Annotated in this window: 17 protein-coding genes and 1 pseudogene; 11 read left to right on the top strand and 7 right to left on the bottom strand. The window is 56.3% G+C overall.

The features are described from left to right. The first annotated feature begins 141 nt into the window (after positions 1-141). The 4 genes from Q9451_RS12460 to Q9451_RS12445 are packed head-to-tail and all read left to right on the top strand — an operon-like array spanning position 142 to position 4,246. Positions 142-1,041 (top strand): TIGR03756 family integrating conjugative element protein, encoded by a 900-nt coding sequence (locus tag Q9451_RS12460; RefSeq protein WP_016488095.1) that lies wholly within the window; start codon positions 142-144, stop codon positions 1,039-1,041. Then, positions 1,041-2,396 carry an integrating conjugative element protein gene (locus Q9451_RS12455; RefSeq protein ID WP_016488096.1) on the top strand — a complete coding sequence of 452 codons (1,356 nt, stop codon included), beginning with the start codon at positions 1,041-1,043 and terminating at the stop codon, positions 2,394-2,396. The genes Q9451_RS12460 and Q9451_RS12455 overlap by 1 nt, the downstream gene beginning before the upstream one ends. Then, a complete protein-coding gene (locus Q9451_RS12450; protein ID WP_016488097.1) occupies positions 2,393-2,698 on the top strand; it encodes a hypothetical protein in 306 nt (101 codons plus the stop codon). The genes Q9451_RS12455 and Q9451_RS12450 overlap by 4 nt, the downstream gene beginning before the upstream one ends. A gap of 9 nt (positions 2,699-2,707) precedes the next feature. Beyond that, positions 2,708-4,246 (top strand): conjugal transfer protein TraG N-terminal domain-containing protein, encoded by a 1,539-nt coding sequence (locus tag Q9451_RS12445; protein WP_016488098.1) that lies wholly within the window; start codon positions 2,708-2,710, stop codon positions 4,244-4,246. A 4-nt stretch (positions 4,247-4,250) separates the two neighbouring features. On the opposite strand, the gene Q9451_RS12440 is transcribed toward Q9451_RS12445, so the two are convergent. Continuing rightward, a complete protein-coding gene (locus Q9451_RS12440) occupies positions 4,251-4,610 on the bottom strand; it encodes a hypothetical protein (protein ID WP_016488099.1) in 360 nt (119 codons plus the stop codon). A 438-nt stretch (positions 4,611-5,048) separates the two neighbouring features. Here Q9451_RS12440 and Q9451_RS12435 point away from each other — a divergent pair, with 438 nt between their 5' ends. The 3 genes from Q9451_RS12435 to Q9451_RS12425 all read left to right on the top strand — a co-directional run bounded on the left by Q9451_RS12435 (position 5,049) and on the right by Q9451_RS12425 (position 6,999). After that, the gene (locus Q9451_RS12435) at positions 5,049-5,351 is read left to right on the top strand and encodes a DUF3085 domain-containing protein (protein ID WP_200867647.1); all 303 of its coding nucleotides are present in this window, start codon (positions 5,049-5,051) and stop codon (positions 5,349-5,351) included. 115 nt (positions 5,352-5,466) lie between these two features. Further along, positions 5,467-5,976, top strand: a complete 510-nt coding sequence (locus Q9451_RS12430; RefSeq protein WP_139139547.1) for a hypothetical protein — start codon at positions 5,467-5,469, stop codon at positions 5,974-5,976. A gap of 84 nt (positions 5,977-6,060) precedes the next feature. After that, on the top strand, positions 6,061-6,999 hold the full coding sequence (locus tag Q9451_RS12425) for a zincin-like metallopeptidase domain-containing protein (RefSeq protein WP_016488101.1): 939 nt from the start codon (positions 6,061-6,063) through the stop codon (positions 6,997-6,999). Positions 7,000-7,085: 86 nt separating this feature from the next. Here Q9451_RS12425 and Q9451_RS12420 read toward each other — a convergent pair whose 3' ends face one another. After that, positions 7,086-7,415, bottom strand: coding sequence for a histone-like nucleoid-structuring protein, MvaT/MvaU family (locus Q9451_RS12420; protein WP_016488102.1), 330 nt, complete (start codon positions 7,413-7,415; stop codon positions 7,086-7,088). Between the two features lie 127 nt (positions 7,416-7,542). After that, positions 7,543-7,737 (bottom strand): hypothetical protein, encoded by a 195-nt coding sequence (locus Q9451_RS12415; protein WP_016488103.1) that lies wholly within the window; start codon positions 7,735-7,737, stop codon positions 7,543-7,545. A 222-nt stretch (positions 7,738-7,959) separates the two neighbouring features. On the opposite strand from Q9451_RS12415, the pseudogene Q9451_RS12410 reads away from it, so the two are divergent. The 4 genes and pseudogenes from Q9451_RS12410 to mobH all read left to right on the top strand — a co-directional run. Further along, a pseudogene (locus tag Q9451_RS12410) lies at positions 7,960-8,274 on the top strand (TraI domain-containing protein); the annotation flags it as partial. A 79-nt stretch (positions 8,275-8,353) separates the two neighbouring features. Continuing rightward, positions 8,354-8,713 carry an IS66 family insertion sequence element accessory protein TnpB gene (gene tnpB / locus Q9451_RS12405; protein ID WP_009687920.1) on the top strand — a complete coding sequence of 120 codons (360 nt, stop codon included), beginning with the start codon at positions 8,354-8,356 and terminating at the stop codon, positions 8,711-8,713. A gap of 18 nt (positions 8,714-8,731) precedes the next feature. Then, positions 8,732-10,264: an IS66-like element ISPpu15 family transposase gene (locus Q9451_RS12400; RefSeq protein ID WP_013971142.1), complete on the top strand. Its 1,533-nt coding sequence runs from the start codon at positions 8,732-8,734 to the stop codon at positions 10,262-10,264. Positions 10,265-10,296: 32 nt separating this feature from the next. After that, the gene (gene mobH, locus Q9451_RS12395; RefSeq protein ID WP_345960935.1) at positions 10,297-11,727 is read left to right on the top strand and encodes a MobH family relaxase; all 1,431 of its coding nucleotides are present in this window, start codon (positions 10,297-10,299) and stop codon (positions 11,725-11,727) included. Positions 11,728-11,936: 209 nt separating this feature from the next. Here mobH and Q9451_RS12390 read toward each other — a convergent pair whose 3' ends face one another. The 4 genes from Q9451_RS12390 to Q9451_RS12375 form a co-directional block, all read right to left on the bottom strand. After that, a complete protein-coding gene (locus tag Q9451_RS12390) occupies positions 11,937-12,830 on the bottom strand; it encodes a DUF4435 domain-containing protein (RefSeq protein ID WP_139139546.1) in 894 nt (297 codons plus the stop codon). Continuing rightward, positions 12,827-13,522 (bottom strand): AAA family ATPase, encoded by a 696-nt coding sequence (locus Q9451_RS12385; RefSeq protein ID WP_175442689.1) that lies wholly within the window; start codon positions 13,520-13,522, stop codon positions 12,827-12,829. The genes Q9451_RS12390 and Q9451_RS12385 overlap by 4 nt, the downstream gene beginning before the upstream one ends. Positions 13,523-13,854: 332 nt before the next feature. After that, positions 13,855-14,835 carry an IS5-like element ISPa16 family transposase gene (locus Q9451_RS12380; RefSeq protein WP_038410028.1) on the bottom strand — a complete coding sequence of 327 codons (981 nt, stop codon included), beginning with the start codon at positions 14,833-14,835 and terminating at the stop codon, positions 13,855-13,857. Between the two features lie 54 nt (positions 14,836-14,889). Beyond that, positions 14,890-15,285, bottom strand: a complete 396-nt coding sequence (locus tag Q9451_RS12375) for an AAA family ATPase (RefSeq protein ID WP_345960934.1) — start codon at positions 15,283-15,285, stop codon at positions 14,890-14,892. Positions 15,286-15,767 lie beyond the last annotated feature (482 nt).

Raw genomic sequence — 15,767 nt, 5'->3', positions numbered from 1 at the left:
CGTCGTCGTTACATCGATTAGGTGCTGGGTATAGCTATGAAAGACTCATTAGACAGATCGGTCTCTCTAGGTCGGCACTCCGGAGCACATCGCAGCAGCAGGCGCGGAAATGCCAAGCGGATATTTGCCGCATCTCTCACGATGTTCCTCACCGAACAATGCTTGGCACTGACCACCCCCGCCATCATTGCCTCGGTCGCGTCGCTGCAGTGTCTGGAGTACAGAATCGTCGGGATCTGCTATTGGCTACTGTGTACGCCGTTCGGCTGCACAGTGCGAACCTCACCCAAGGTCCGGCACTTCATTCCCGAGTTGGTGGTGTCGAGCTATTCCAACACCGGCAGTAACCCCTGGGGCGAGATGTCTGCCCTTTCGGTACCGACGCCCCTGTCGCAAGGCGGGGGCAACCTGATCACGCCCTCGTCGCAACGCGACAACCTGCCCCGTTTCAAGAATGTCGACGGCATCGGGCATCCCGGCGGCGCTGCCCTGACGGCCCTGGCCCAGAGTTTCGGCTTCGGCTATGCGTGTCCGAGCGGGGCGGTGCCGCTTGCGCCCTACTACCTGAGCACGCTCGATCCGCTGGCCTGGCGCCACGCCATCCCCGAGTCCGTTTACCCGCAGGCGCTGACTCCGGGCATGCGCGAGATCGGTAGCCAGGCCTTCGGCAACATGTGGGGTAGCGTCTACCCGCGGCAGGGATTCCTGGTACAACCCGATGACTTCAAGGCCGCCGCGGTGATGGCGCAGCGCGCCAGCGACTTCATCACCCGCGTTGGCCAGCCGCACGTCTACCTACCGTTGCAGCCGATGCCAGCGCCCGGATATTGGCCGCCGCAGCCGGTGATGGAGAACAACATCAACAACCACCGCTGGCAGTTGCTCACTCCGATGGTGCAGAGCACCTGCGCCATCTTCCCGAGCGCCACCCTCCAGAGTGCCGAGGGCGCCTACGCCTGGTCGCTGTGGCGCCCGTACAGGTGCTGCCAACGCATGGGACAGACCTTTCTGTTCAGCATCGACTTTGATGGAGGGCAGTGATGAACACCCTCTCGTTCGGGTTGGTATGTCTTTTCGTGTGCGCCGCTGGCCACGCCGCCGAGAGTGGCTACCACCTGGGCGACCAGGCACAGGTATTGGACGATCGGGTGATGTACACCATCGGTGGCGGATCGGCGGTGGGCGCGCCCTCCTCGCTCTACCGCCCCAGCGGACTCGGCGTAGGCCTGTCCTGGCGCGCGAACATGATGTGCGGAAACATGAACCTCTCCAACACCCTGCAGAACCAGCTCAATGGTGCCACGCAGGGTTTCCAACAAATCATGGGCAACGTCATCCAGAACGCCACCCAGGCGGTGATGTCGCTGCCGGCAATGATCATCCAGCGCGCCAATCCCGGGCTGTATGAGCTGCTGAGCAACGGCGTGCTCCAGGGGCGCATCGACTTCGACCGCTCCAAGCTCACCTGCCAGGCGATGGCGGCGAAGATGGCTGACAAGGTGGATCAGGCCGGTTGGGGAGCACTGGCACAGAACCAGGAAATGCAGCACAACCTGGAGCAGTCCGACGGTGATGCCGTGACCGCGGTGAAGGACACCGAATCCAACAACGGCAACAACGGTGTCAGCTGGGTCGGCGGGCAAAAGGCCGGCGGCTATGGCCAGGCGCCGATCCGAGTGACCTCGGACGTGGTCAAGGCGGGTTACAACCTACTGCACAACCGTTCGGTCGAGGACACCTCGGCCGTCGGCTCAAATTGTCAGAACGGCGCAATCTGCCAGGCCTGGGGGAGCCCCGACGAGGCCGCTGAGTGGGCCACACGTGTGCTCGGTGAGACCGAAGTGGAGACCTGTGATGACTGCGAGACGCTGCGCGTCAGCGCGGGTGCAGGTCTCACGCCATTGATCCAGGAAACCTACACCCAGCACCTTGAAGGCTTGCAGCGCATGTTGTCGGGCGCAGAGGAGCCCACGCCGGAGAACCTGGGCAAAGTCTCCAGCCCGTTGCTGCAGGTCTCCCGTGGGGTCATCGAGGGCCTGCGCGATGATCCCGACCAGAACCTGTTGGCCCGACGCCTGGCCAGCGAGACCGCGCTGTCGAGCGTGATCTACAAGGCGATGCTGCTGCAACGCACGCTGCTCGCCGGCAGCCACGAACCCAATGTGGCGTCGGCACAACCCGCTACCACTGCCCTCAACAGCAATGTCGAAACACTGGAGCGCGAGATCCGCTTGCTGCAAACCGAGTTGCAGGTGCGCCAAGCCCTGGCCACCAACACCGCCAGCCTGGTCCTTGATCGCCACGCCGGCGGCGCCGATGCCTCGCGCAGCATCGACCAGCGCGATCCGCAGCCAGACCGCCTACATCATGCGGAGCAAGGAAGGAGCACGCCATGATGCCGCGTTCTGTGAGGAGCACGGTTGCCCGAGTGCTGCTGATCTTCGGCTCAATGATCGTTACGTTGCTGGTTGCCTGGATGGCGCTGCAACTGAACGGCCCCCAAGTCGATTGGTTCGAGGATGCGCGGGGGAATACGCCCTACTTCGCCTACTGGCGAGCTCTGCTATACAGCCTGATCTTCGCCGGCTGGACCACAGCATTGCGCTCGCGGCCGTTACCTAAAGACCAGCAACGGCTCATGCGCTTGGGGCTGGTCGGCTTTGGCTCGATCGTCCTGGTCGAACTGTCACGAGTGTGAGGTGCAGTCATGAACATGAGCACCAACAGCTACCTCGAGTACTACCTGTCGCTGCTGGCGTGGATCATCAACAACGGGATCTGGAACACGCTGGCGGACACCGGACTCTTTGCCGCGCCGTTTGGCGCGATCATCTTGCAGGAATGGTTGTCGGCCCGCCAACAGGGCGCCGACGAGGGCAACAAGGGCTTGCTGTCGATCCCCCGCGTCGAGAACCGCCTGTGGATGAGCTACGTCGTCATCCTGTTTGGCTGCATGCCGTTTTTCCCGTTGAACCTCTCCTCCGTGACCTTCGACGATGCGGCGAGCCAGCGCTGTGGGGTGTCGATGGCCAAGCCCACAGACACGGCCTGGGGCATGACCTTCAACACCATTGGCGAAAAATCCGCCAACGTGCCGGTGTGGTGGTACCTGGTGCATGCCATGAGCAAAGGCATCACCGCTGCAGCGACTGCGTCCATCCCCTGCGCACCCGACATCCGCGCGATGCGCATGGAGATCGACAGCTCACGGATCAACGATCAAGTGCTGCTACAGGAAGTCGCCGATTTCACCCGCGACTGCTATGGCTATTCGCGCTCGCGGCTGTTTACTAACCGCCCCGAGCTGGACGAATCGCAGAGCTACGATGCGTCCTGGATTGGCTCGACTTACCTACTCGACACGCCGGGCTATTACGACACGGATCGCTCGCGCACGCCCCGGGTTGATTGGCCATATGACGAGACGCGAGACACCTCCCTGCCCCGGTTGGACAACGGTGCGGGCTACCCAACCTGCAAGCAGTGGTGGAGCGATGCCACGGTCGGCTTGCGCGACCGCCTGGTCGCCGAGGTCGATCCAAACCTGCTCACGCAATTGCGCGGTTGGCTGACCGGACACAGCTCCACCGAAATCGAAAACGCTACCCTGCGTGAACTGGTGAGCCCGCGCCAGCAGTCATTGAGCATGGCGCCTGGCCAGGTGTTCCAGGACTATGGCAGCAGTGCCCGAGGTGGATCGTTGACACAGGGGCTCAACAACCTGGCCACCAACACCGGCCTGGCCTTGGGCTCGTTCAGCAATTTCCCGGCGATGAATGCGCTGCGTGCGGCACTGCCAATGGTGCAGGCCTTCCTGATCATGGGCACGATCATCAGCCTGCCGCTGGTGCTGCTGATCAGCACCTATCAGCTCAAAGCGCTGATGACGATTACCTTCGCGCTGTTCACCCTACACATGCTGACGTTTTGGTGGGAGCTGGCCCGCTGGATCGACTCGAGCATGCTCGACACGCTGTATCACCAGGTCTCTGTCACGGACCAGGCGCTTTTAACATTACCAACGGCAGGGTTCATGGATGGGACGGTCACCGCACAGGTGATCGAGTACGTGATGGGGGCGATGTTTTTGGTGCTCCCGATGTTCTTTCTGGGAACCATGAGTTGGGCGGGGTACAACGTTGGCAGCAACGTCCAGAGCCTTCTTACTCAAGGTGCAGAGAGTGCCAAACTCCAAGCTGGGAAGGGAACATCACAAGTTGTTGGAAGCGTACAAAAGCTCAAGTAATCAGTTAACGAAGTGATCCGTGTTCGTCGTACATTTCTGGATACTTGAAACGATGCTGAGGATGGCTAACCTCGAATACATCGGGCTCATCATCACTCGCTTCAATAGGCTGCGCGGCAAACGCCCATAGGGCTACCATTCCGACCGCCAGGAAGAATGCAACTGATGCAACAGCAAGCAAAAGAATCACCTTAACAATCTGCATACCGAGCCGGCGATACCCAAACGGCACGCTCGCCAACATCGGTGAATGCAGCACGCTGGCTTCTAGCTGATTCACCAATCGACCCGCGCGAGTTGCGGCACGAATCAAATACTTGCCGAAAGAAGTCCGGTTGGAGTTTGAAGACGCTGGAGTCGCCATTTTCCTATCTCCATTTACTTCACCGCACGTGCGGTCAAACCGCTTTAAACAATTTGGATCCAAGCCTTAGCTTACTCCTCTCACGCAGTTTTCCATGACCGTTGATCACTTGGTTTACGCTGCTGATCACCAGTGGCACCGCATGGATTGACGCAGTACGCCCCCCTGAAAATCTTCATTGACGCAATGCCGGCCCGCTTGATACACCGGACATGCAAGCGCTGGAATTCCAGCACCCCAGGTGGCCTCAACCTTCAAGGCCACGTCACTCCCGTGACGGTTGTCCCAAGGGCGATTAGCGTTCGGTGGCTCGCCCGGTTACCGCTCCCGCGGTGATGAGCGCTCTTTTACATCGGCCTCACTGAGCCCTGCTCCGTTGAAGCTCCTTTTCCATTTCCGTGCTGGGAATTCTTCCCGCATGGGTGGCATTCCTCCGCACTGCCTGGAGGGGTCAAAGACCACGGTGTCTACCTCATGTCCGAGTTCGGCGAAAGCAAATCCGACGGAAGTAGCCGCAAACACATTGCCTACGCCATGGGTTGCAACCCTGACGTCGACGACTTTGACGCCTGGTGGAATCGCGCTCGCAGTGAATTCGGTGGCGACGATTTTGCCGAGTACTTCGACCTTGATGATCCCGTTCTGGAAAGCCTACGCGGCACCGACGGGGCATTGGTGATTGAGGCCACATCCACGCACCTGTACATCGCTGCTGAGATTGCCCTGCCCGGGAAATCCTGACTGCTCTGGAGACACATGCGATGTTCCAGGGAAGCACGAATTTGTGCCTCTCTGGGACATCGCTCCTTTCAATCTCCACGCCAACAACAGCGAGCGATTCATCTGAAGTTTTGGGATGGAAAAACTTCGCTGGAAGCGGCTGGAAACTCGACCTGCAAGGCAGGCTGGATTAGGCGTTGACCCCACGAGCAAGCGCGTTTTAATGCCTGGACACGCCAAGTTTTCAGTGAGCGCGGTGGCGATGGAACTTACCCGGGATGCTCCTGGAGGCCATCGCTGGATCAGCTCCCGGGAGGCACCAGTGTCCAGGAATAACCGCTCCTTACCTGCCATTGTCCTGAGCCCAGGGGTATGGCAATTCATCGCCGAGGTTGGTACGGCTACTGACACAGTTGAGCAATCAGGACAGCGCTTGCAGACCGTATTGGGCATCGCTCTGGCTTCGGTAGATCACCACTTGCGCCAATCGCTCGACTTGCTACTCGATCAAGCTTCCCAGAGTGAATCACGCTCCTCGGCGTCAGTCACTCAGTTTCAGGTAACTCACATCACGCCAGAAACCGGCCCTGTTTTTCTTCATATCAGGTTGCCACATGAGATCGGTGTGGACATCTCATCGGCCTGAACGCCCACCCTACCACTGTCCACTTACCCCACCGGGAACCCTTCCCGGCCGGGCAGCGTTCCCCTTCCTTGACTGGAGAACGCCATGTCCGATATCTACCTGGACGTCACCAACAAGATCGTCAACGCTCTGAATCAGGGGGTGATCCCGTGGATCAAACCCTGGACCACTTCAGGCTCAAGTGTTGACGCACCTTTCCCCATTAACGCGATTACCCGGCGCCCCTATGCCGGTATCAACATTCCACTGCTATGGGCCGAAGCGCGTCTGCGCGGGTACCGCCAGGATCGCTGGCTCACCTACAACCAGGCACGGAAAGCCGGTGGGCATGTGCGCAAGGGCGAACAATCGACCCTCGCAGTGCTGTACAAACCCATGAGCAAGGAAGCACACGACGAAGACGGCCAGGTCGTCCGTGATGAGCAAGGTAACGTCAAGATGGTGCAGTTCGCACTGCTACGAACGCATTGCCTGTTCAACATCGAGCAGACCGAGGGACTACCCAACGACGAGCAGTACCACGACGAGGGTAAAGATCCGATGGCATTCATCGATCATGCACCTGCCGAGCGTCTGTTGGCCGCCAGCGGCGCACGCATCGAACACCGCTACGGGGATGACGCGTTTTATCTACCGATCCGGGATCTCATTCAATTGCCCACCAAGGCCCAGTTCGTGGACGTCGGCAGCTACTACGCGACCGCGCTGCATGAGCTGACGCACTGGTCGGGTCACCACGCCCGCCTCAACCGGGAAGGCATCACAGGCGGACACGCATTCGGCTCTGCGGCGTACGCCTTCGAGGAGTTGGTCGCGGAGATGGGCGCAGCGTTTCTCTGCGCCCTCACCGGCACCCAGGGCGAGTTACGCCATGAGGAGTACCTGGCGTCCTGGTTGAAGATCCTCAAGGAGGATAAGCGAGCCATCTTCCGCGCCAGTGGGCTGGCCCGTGAGGCTTCCGAGTACCTGTTGGCGCTGCAGTTGGATCAGGCCAGCGAGACGACCGAACGGCTCACGGCGTGACTTTTCACTTCAAATAGAAAGGCCCCAACCGGGGCCTTTGTTTTGCCTGCAACGCCGACCATCGGCCGCTGCAATTGAGCAAGCGATTACTGCAGCCAGCTCTCGACGACATCCGAGCCGTGCTCCTGCTTCCACTGCTTGAGGATCTTGTGATTGCCGCCCTTGGTTTCGACGATCTCGCCGCTGTGCGGGTGCTTGTAGCGTTTGACCTCACGCGGCTTGCGCTGAGCGGCGGTGGAGCTGGAAGTACTCACGCTTGCGCCCTTGGACGGGTCGAGAATGGTGATGACCTGGCGCAGGTTCATGCCGTACTCGATTTCCTGCTTCAGGCCGGAATCGTTTTTCATCGCGTCCAGCTGTTGAAGTTGAGCAGCCAGTTGAGCTTCCAGTGCTTTGAATTCGGCAAGTTTGGACATGTGAAATCTTTCCTAGGGTTGGGGCATGTGCGGCGATATTACCTGAGGCACAACTACTAGCCGAGCGTTAACTGACTCTCCAGCTAACTTTTCATCCCTCAAAATGTGCACATATCCATGTGACTAATCAGTCCGGCAAGAACTGGCAAAGGTGCCCCACTAGTTCACGAGGTGCGGCACTGTTGCCGATCTTGAACAACATATCGCGCTGACTGCGTGGCAGCTGTTTCGCACAGCGCGTGGCGGCCGATCGAATGGCAGCATCGGTACCATGAATCCGGTCAGCCAGTAGCACGATCAAAATGGCATCGCTCAACGTCATCAGGCCACCTTCCTCGAAATAATGCCGGACAGTCTACCTCACAGGAAAAGGACAGGTCATTCCGGTACCACAGGTAACCCGATGCGCCAGGCTTCGAATTTTCGCGTTCGCGAAAAGGCTCAAGGCGTTAAAGGGTAACGGCGGCAATGGTAAGGGGGCACAAGGGTAAGAGGCCTATCCGAAAAGGCAAAAGGACCTTCTGAATACAAAGCAGGTAACCCGATGAAGCGCTGGTGGTTCAAGCATGAAAAAGGCAATGCTGCGGAGCCCATACTCGCTCCAGCGCCCGAGGGATTTCTCCTCCCACTACTCGCCGAATCCCTGCTCTGTGCCGACCACCGGAAAAAGTTGCTGCAGCGCATCTGGCAATACACGGCGCTCTCCGAGCCGCAGTTCAATCAGCTCTACCTTGACCCGATCCACCGCTACGCCAGCTATGTACAGCAACTCCCCGCCAGCGAAAGCCACCACCATGCCTATCCGGGCGGCATGCTGGACCATGGGCTGGAACTGGTGGCCTGCAGTTTGAAGGTAAGGGATCCATCATCCCCACATTCCAACCGTCCACCTGATTCCCGATGCTGTGCTCCCGATTTCTTTCTGGAGCCAGCCCGCCATGATGCGCCCCGACAGCAAAGTCGAAAAAGTCTACCTCTACCCCAAGCCCGTGGACTTTCGAAAGTCCATCGACGGCCTCACTGCCCTGGTCGAACTGGACATCAAGGTCGCCGTGTTCGACCCGGTACTTTTCGTCTTCCTCAATAAAGCCCGTAACCGCATCAAGGTGTTGTATTGGGAGCGCAACGGCTTCTGCCTTTGGCTCAAGCGCCTCGAAGCCGAGCGTTTCAAAACTTCACCCGACGCGACCGACGAAGCTATCGTACTGACCGTCCAGGAACTGAATTGGCTACTCGACGGTTTCGATCTCTGGCGCAACCGTCCGCATCAGGTTTTGACTCCTCGTTTCGTCGCCTGACCGGGTATAATCCGGGCCATGATTTCAGTGCCCGATAACCTTCCTGACGACCCTGCCGCGCTCAAACTACTGCTTGCGCAGTTGTTGGCCGAGCGCACGGTCGACAAAGGTCAGATCGTCGACCTTAAAGAACAGGTCAAGCTGCTGCGTGACCGATTATTCAATCGCAAGTCCGAGCAAACCGTCGAGTCCAACACGCCCCAACTGGCGTTGTTCAATGAACCCGAAAGTCAGTGGGTACCTACCGCTGATGATGCCGACGAAGAAGTTGTTGCGCCAAGCAAGCAGCGCGGCAAACGCAAGCCACTGTCGGCTGACCTGCCACGCATTGAAGTCATTCATGACTTGCCCGAGCACGAACTGACTTGCGCCTGTGGTTGCCGCAAACACGTGGTTGGCGAGCAAACCAGCGAACAACTCGACATCGTGCCGATGCAGATCCGTGTGCTTAAACACGTACGCAAAATCTATGGCTGCCGTGGCTGCGAAACCGCGCCGGTCACCGCTGACAAGCCGGCCCAATTGATTGAAAAGAGCATGGCCAGTCCCAGCGTGCTGGCGATGTTGCTAACCACCAAGTACGTCGATGGCCTGCCGCTGCACCGCTTCGAAACGGTGCTGAACCGACATGGTATCGAGATCCCCCGGCAAACCCTGGCCCGCTGGGTCATCCAGTGCAGCGAACACTTTCAGCCACTGCTGAACCTGATGCGTGACCGCCTGCTGGAAAGCCCGGTGATCCATTGCGATGAAACTCGCGTGCAGGTGCTCAAAGAGCCGGATCGTGATCCGACCAGTCAATCCTGGATGTGGGTGCAGGCCAGTGGCCCGCCTGATCGACAAGTCGTGCTGTTCGATTACACCACCAGCCGCGCGCAGGAGGTGCCGCTGCGCCTGCTGGAGGGCTATCGCGGTTACGTGATGACCGATGATTACGCCGGTTACAACGCGTTGGCGCTACAGCCGGGCGTTGAACGACTGGCGTGCATGGCGCATGTCCGGCGTAAATTCGTCGAAGCGCAGAAGGTGCAGCCTAAGGGCAAGACCGGTCGCGCCGATGTTGCGCTGACGATGATCAACAAACTGTATGGCATCGAACGCGACCTCAAGGATGCCAGCGATGAACAGCGATTCATCGGTCGTCAGGAACGAAGCCTGCCGATCCTTGAGCAGTTGAAAAGTTGGCTCGACAAGACGCACTCACAGGTGACACCGCAAAGCGTACTGGGCAAGGCGGTGCTTTACCTGGCAAACAACTGGAACCGCTTGGAGCGGTATGTCGAGGCGGGCCACCTGCCGATCGACAACAACCTGGCAGAGCGGGCCATAAAGCCGTTTGTGATCGGGCGCAAAGCTTGGCTGTTCAGTGACACGCCCAAGGGAGCCACGGCTAGCGCGCAGATCTACAGCTTGGTCGAAACCGCCAAGGTCAACGGCCAAGAGCCCTATACGTGGCTGCGCCACGTCCTGGAGCGACTGCCGCACGCCTCATCGGTAGCAGCCTACGAAGCGCTGCTGCCATGGAACTGTTCGCCAGAGATGCCACGGTAACCTTGGCTTCCACCTTGTGGTAGGTGGGGTTTATGGATCGGTTACGTTTGAAGCTGCGCCAGTCGTACCTGCTACCCAGCGGCGCCGCACCGGAAGACCAGGCCGCCCAGGCCGACGCCTGGAGCGCGGCGATTGCCTACGGCGCCCTGCTTCACGACATTGGTAAGATTGCCGTCGACCTGCAGGTCGAGTATGAAAATGGTGAGGTGTGGCACCCCTGGCACGGTCCTCTGACCCTGCCCTACCGCTTTCGCTACGTAGCCGGCCGCGATTACAAGCTTCACGGCGCCGCCACCGGGCTGCTGTACACACAAGTTTTGACATCCCGTCAGCTTGACTGGCTCAGCAACTATCCAATCCTGTGGGGACACCTACTGTTCCTGCTGGCCAATCACTACGAGCACGCCGGCACCCTCGGGGAACTGGTGCTACAAGCTGACCGGGTCTCCACCGCGCAGAACATCGGCGCCAATCCCACCAAAGCCCTGCAGGCACCCAAACATTCGTTGCAGCATCACCTACTCACAGGCCTGCGTCACCTGGCCAAAAAAGAGTTCAAATTCAACCAGCCCGGCGCGGCTGGCTGGCTTACCCAAGACCATCTGTGGCTGGTCAGCAAGACCGCCACCGACAAACTGCGCGCTTACCTGCTCGCCCAGGCAGTGGATGGCATCCCCTCCTCCAACATTGCCTTGTTCGATGAGCTGCAGTCGCATGGACTGGTGGATGTGACACCAGAGGGCAAAGCGGTGTGGAGCGCCACCGTTTCAGAGGATGACTGGCAACATCGCTTTACCTTTCTTCGCCTGCAGCCGAGCCTGATCTGGGCCAATGAGCCGAGGCCAGATTACTTTAGCGGCACGGTAGAGCCGATGATGGATGGCCCACTACCGACCAGCGAAACCAACGAGTCGGCCCCGGATCAGCCGCCTGCAACACCAGAAGCAAAACAAGCCGGCGCCGTGCTGCAGAATCAGGAATTCGACTACCTCGACGACCTTATGGACATGTTGCAAGTGCAGGGCGAACGCGAGAGTGGATCAGCTGTTGAGATGGCTCAATCTGCCACTCCTCCACCACAGTATTCCGTGGGGCAGGCCTTTATCGAGTGGCTGCGCGAGGGAGTTAACAGTCATCGCTTAGTGATCAACGACAGTAAGGCCAAGGTCCATACGGTGGACGGTACTTTCTTCCTGGTCACACCGGGCATTTTCCAGCGCTATGCTGCCGAGCAACCGGAGCAGTCTGATGGAAGCAACCAGATCGAGCATTGGCGGCGCGTTCAGCGTCAATTTGAGAAACTGGGCATTCATCGGAAAAGGTCTAATGGGCAAAACATTTGGGCTTGCACTGTGAGAGGTCCTCGCAAAACGAACATTCTGAATGGATACTTACTGAACAGCTCAACAGATATTTTCGCTGCCCTGCCTGCGGATAATTCACATCTCGTACTGGTCAAGTAACTCCAACCTGCATCTAGCCACTTAAACAGATCCAAAATTATGGATTCTCGATGGAATCGTCATTGCAACTAATGACTCCCGCAAAACTATCGAGATCCAACAAGGGGACTTTAGCATTGCCTTATCTCCAGGCCATGAGAATGACAAAAACGCATTCAAAATTATCAAAAAATAAAGACATCACCACAGACAACCCCACAGATCAACCTCTATATTCGAGTAGCATCAGCGACTCGTGCACGCAAAGCCGAGGCCATACCCTGATAATAATTTTTCAAATCCGGATCCTTGTCTAGATCCGTATACTGAAAATGCTCAGCGACCAATACATCCGCCATTTCTCTATTCAGATTTTTTTGACCTGTAACATCACGAAAACACTCACAAAAAATCCCATACAAAAATTTTGCCCACAACTTACCGTAACAGTCGCGGGCTGCCACAACCCTATCGCAACCACTAAACTGAAATTTTTCCACTCTACCCGACTTAATGGTGCCAATTAACTTCCTAAAAGATTCTTTCTTGACTCTATATCTATTAGAATCACGAACATCAACATACGCCCAGAATTTTTCACGATGAATTCCCTGCACCCTTTTTAGCGAGCAGAGCACATCTACAAAAATCAACCTATTGAAATCCACCAAAAAATTACGACACTTAACTCTAATCACTTCTGCAGCTTCAGCACTAACGCCTTTCACAGAAATTCTCTCAAGCTTAGAGATAATAGCTTCAGCTTGCCAAGCATCGTTCTCCCAGCTGTAACCATATGTATAGAGAACAAACGGATGATCAATCAAACAATGGCGATGATGATCATGATCTCTATCCATAGCCACTATGGTATTGGATATTTTTGATGCGGCAACATCTTGAGCATAAGGCAATAAATTATCCTTTGAGCCAAGAGGTCTAATTTCATAACTCAGACCTGGTAAAAATCGTGAAAAAAATCCTTTCCAAAAAACCGCATCAATTGAACAGTCGCTTTGTTTTTTCTCTTTATTGAACTCGCCACCCTCTGTATAGACCACCATACTGACGCCCAAAAACGCAGGCAAATTCGATCGACCTGACACAGTTCTTGTAAATGTCATTTCACGCAGCGATCCATGTGAATCAAACGATCTTGGTTGGCCCCGACCACATCAGGGGAATGGGTAGCGAAGACAATCTGAGCGGCAGGATTAAGGCTTTTTATATTTTTTGCCAAACTTTCTTGCCAAGCTACGTGAAGCGAAATCTCAGGCTCATCTGCCATATATATAAAGCTTTGACCTTCCTGCAGCAAAGCCTCACCAAGAATAACGATGATCTGCTTTTCCCCAGAAGAAAGCTGGGAGGGCTTCAAAATTTTTCCAGATTCAGTCTTAATCACTAACTCATTACGCTCATTGAGCGAAATGGTTTTCTTCAAAAGCAATTTATTCAGTATAGCTAAGAAAAGATCCCGAGAAGAAACAATCCGATTTTTCTCTTTGGTGATACCCTCCCAGACATCCACGGTACTTTCGATTCTGTGCAGGGAGAAAATCGCCATAAAGTCGGCCGGTTTGAGATCTGTACTTTTACCCCATCGCCCTCGGAGATCCTCCAGCATACCAAAATGTCCATCTAGCTTCTTTTGGTAACTTCTTTTGTCCAACTTAAATTCAGAAAATATTTGTAGGAGTGCCTGCTTTTCACTGTCGACCTTCTCACGCCCAGGAAGGGCTGCCACCTTGTCATTCTCCTTGACCAGCAAAGATAAGAATACATGTTCTTGAAAACGCTCATGCAGAGCATTCACCTGCTTACTCAAAGAGGAAAGGTATCTAACCAATCGATTCGAGAAATCATCCAACCTCAAATCAACCGGATCATTTCCACCTGGCCCCTTCAGCGAAGCGGCTCGCTGAACAGATAGCCAAGTCAAAGACACCATTTCAGAGAGATGCTTTGCTAGAGTACGGCTCGCGGCAGTACTCCCAGCTAAGGAAGGTCTGAAGTAACCCTGTATTTCCGGTCGACTTCAGCCCTTGCTGCTTTTGAAAGCGGGCCGTCGATCAAAATCGACCAGGTAACCCGCTCAGTTCTCCGTTTTTGGCCGCCGCGAGCACCTCGCAGCAGCCATTTTCCGCATTACAGGTGCACCTGTCCTGCGGTAGTCAGCAAATGTCGGCGCGCCATCCATAGGTTCGACAGCGCGAACAGCGTCACCAGCTGAGCGGTGTTCTTGGCCAGGCCACGGAAGCGCACCTTCACGTAACCGAACTGGCGCTTGATCACTCGAAACGGGTGCTCGACCTTCGCTCGCACTTGTGCCTTGGCCTTCTCGATCTTGCGCTTGGCTTTGTACAGGGCGCTGCGTTTATCGAGCTTCTTGTAGGTGCTGCGGCGTGCTGCGACCTGCCAGATCACTTCGCGGCCCGCATGTTCGGGGCGCTTTTCGACGCCGGTGTAGCCGGCATCGGCGCAGACGACGTTCTCGTTACCGTGCAGCAGTTTGTCGACCTGGGTGATATCCGCCACGTTGGCTGCCGTGCCTACCACGCTGTGTACCAGCCCCGACTCATCATCCACGCCGATGTGCGCCTTCATGCCAAAGTAATACTGGTTCCCTTTCTTGCTCTGGTGCATTTCCGGGTCGCGCTTGCCGTCCTGGTTCTTGGTCGAGCTGGGTGCGTGGATCAGTGTGGCATCGACGATAGTGCCCTGGCGCAGCGACAGGCCGCGATCCCCCAGGTAGCCATTGATTACGCCGAGGATGCCGGCTGCCAGCTCATGTTTCTCCAGCAAACGACGGAAGTTGAGGATGGTGGTTTCGTCGGGAATGCGCTCCAGGCTCAGCCCGGCGAACTGACGCAGGATGGTCGTCTCGTAGAGCGCTTCTTCCATGGCCGGGTCGCTGTAGCCGAACCAGTTCTGCATCAGATGGATACGTAACATGGCCATCAGCGGATAGGCTGGACGACCACCTTCACCCTTTGGGTAGTGTGGCTCGATCAGGGCAATCAATCCCTTCCACGGCACCACCTGATCCATCTCGATCAGGAACAATTCCTTACGGGTCTGCTTGCGCTTGCCGGCGTACTCGGCGTCGGCGAAGGTCATCTGCTTCATGGAAAAACTCGGCTGGCGGGATCGGCGTATTTCACCAGATTCGGGAAGTCTTTTTCAGACCTTCCCTAACTGAGCTCTTATAAAAAACGAGCCCTTGCTAACCGTATCATAACCATCCACATCACTCAAAACATACGCATAGGGTTTTTCAGTAGAAGACTCTACAATCTTATAATCACAATGAAAGAATGGCACCCCAAGATTTTTAACTACTTCAATATATGGTTTTCGCTTGGAGCGTGGATCCTTCAAATTTATACGAACCGACTCAAAGTCAAGCTCAGAGAGGTAATCTTTGTCAGCGCGAAGAACGCCAGAGATTATTTTGAGCGTAGTGGATTTACCTGAACCATTTGGACCGATGAGGAAATTCAAATCCTCGCTTGCTTTGAAGGATACTTCGTGATTCCCCCAAAAACCTTTAATCATCACACTATCAATGAGATTCATAGCTTCCTACTATTTACAGGTCCGGTGGGCACAATGATGGCACAGCTTAGGCTTTGATGCATTACCTCCAAGACTGCTTAGGCCCCTATAGAGGCGTCTCGACCGGGTACCTAGATCCCCATACCTCTACCTCGCCGACGCGTTGATCGGTTGTGACGGACGGACCTTAGCCAAAAGCGAGGTAAATCGGCGCAGTTCGCCGAAGCTTAACGAAAGCCTAAAGCAACAGCGAGGAGTTCGCCCGCGACCATTTCCAGGCTTACGTTTCAAATACTGATGCTGAAGCCCTGAGGCTGGACTGAAAGCTAAAGCTGAAACCCACGAAAAGTGAGACCGAGTCAGGACTTCGGATGTGGATAGCCCGGGTGCTCGTTAAGGCAACGATGGTCAGCCCGGTCCAGAGGCGTTAACCGACCCAAAGCAGATGTTGATCAGAGACTTCATGTTGTCAGCGTAGGCGCCATAACCGATTTTAGCCGCCC

The organism is Pseudomonas sp. NY8896, assembly GCF_039634505.1.
The sequence above is the reverse complement of the archived record's forward strand: the minus strand, read 5'-3'. Positions and strand labels throughout refer to the sequence as shown.

What these genes read in the sequence shown, in the direction of transcription:
- Q9451_RS12460 (WP_016488095.1), top strand. Translation starts at nt 142, where the DNA reads ATGTTCCTCACCGAACAATGCTTGGCACTGACCACCCCCGCCATCATT.
- Q9451_RS12375 (WP_345960934.1), bottom strand. Translation starts at nt 15,285, where the DNA reads ATGAATCTCATTGATAGTGTGATGATTAAAGGTTTTTGGGGGAATCAC.
- Q9451_RS12450 (WP_016488097.1), top strand. Translation starts at nt 2,393, where the DNA reads ATGATGCCGCGTTCTGTGAGGAGCACGGTTGCCCGAGTGCTGCTGATC.
- Q9451_RS12440 (WP_016488099.1), bottom strand. Translation starts at nt 4,610, where the DNA reads ATGGCGACTCCAGCGTCTTCAAACTCCAACCGGACTTCTTTCGGCAAG.
- Q9451_RS12445 (WP_016488098.1), top strand. Translation starts at nt 2,708, where the DNA reads ATGAACATGAGCACCAACAGCTACCTCGAGTACTACCTGTCGCTGCTG.
- Q9451_RS12455 (WP_016488096.1), top strand. Translation starts at nt 1,041, where the DNA reads ATGAACACCCTCTCGTTCGGGTTGGTATGTCTTTTCGTGTGCGCCGCT.
- Q9451_RS12400 (WP_013971142.1), top strand. Translation starts at nt 8,732, where the DNA reads ATGATTTCAGTGCCCGATAACCTTCCTGACGACCCTGCCGCGCTCAAA.
- Q9451_RS12425 (WP_016488101.1), top strand. Translation starts at nt 6,061, where the DNA reads ATGTCCGATATCTACCTGGACGTCACCAACAAGATCGTCAACGCTCTG.
- Q9451_RS12430 (WP_139139547.1), top strand. Translation starts at nt 5,467, where the DNA reads ATGGAAAAACTTCGCTGGAAGCGGCTGGAAACTCGACCTGCAAGGCAG.
- tnpB (WP_009687920.1), top strand. Translation starts at nt 8,354, where the DNA reads ATGATGCGCCCCGACAGCAAAGTCGAAAAAGTCTACCTCTACCCCAAG.
- Q9451_RS12415 (WP_016488103.1), bottom strand. Translation starts at nt 7,737, where the DNA reads ATGACGTTGAGCGATGCCATTTTGATCGTGCTACTGGCTGACCGGATT.
- Q9451_RS12390 (WP_139139546.1), bottom strand. Translation starts at nt 12,830, where the DNA reads ATGACATTTACAAGAACTGTGTCAGGTCGATCGAATTTGCCTGCGTTT.
- mobH (WP_345960935.1), top strand. Translation starts at nt 10,297, where the DNA reads ATGGATCGGTTACGTTTGAAGCTGCGCCAGTCGTACCTGCTACCCAGC.
- Q9451_RS12380 (WP_038410028.1), bottom strand. Translation starts at nt 14,835, where the DNA reads ATGAAGCAGATGACCTTCGCCGACGCCGAGTACGCCGGCAAGCGCAAG.
- Q9451_RS12420 (WP_016488102.1), bottom strand. Translation starts at nt 7,415, where the DNA reads ATGTCCAAACTTGCCGAATTCAAAGCACTGGAAGCTCAACTGGCTGCT.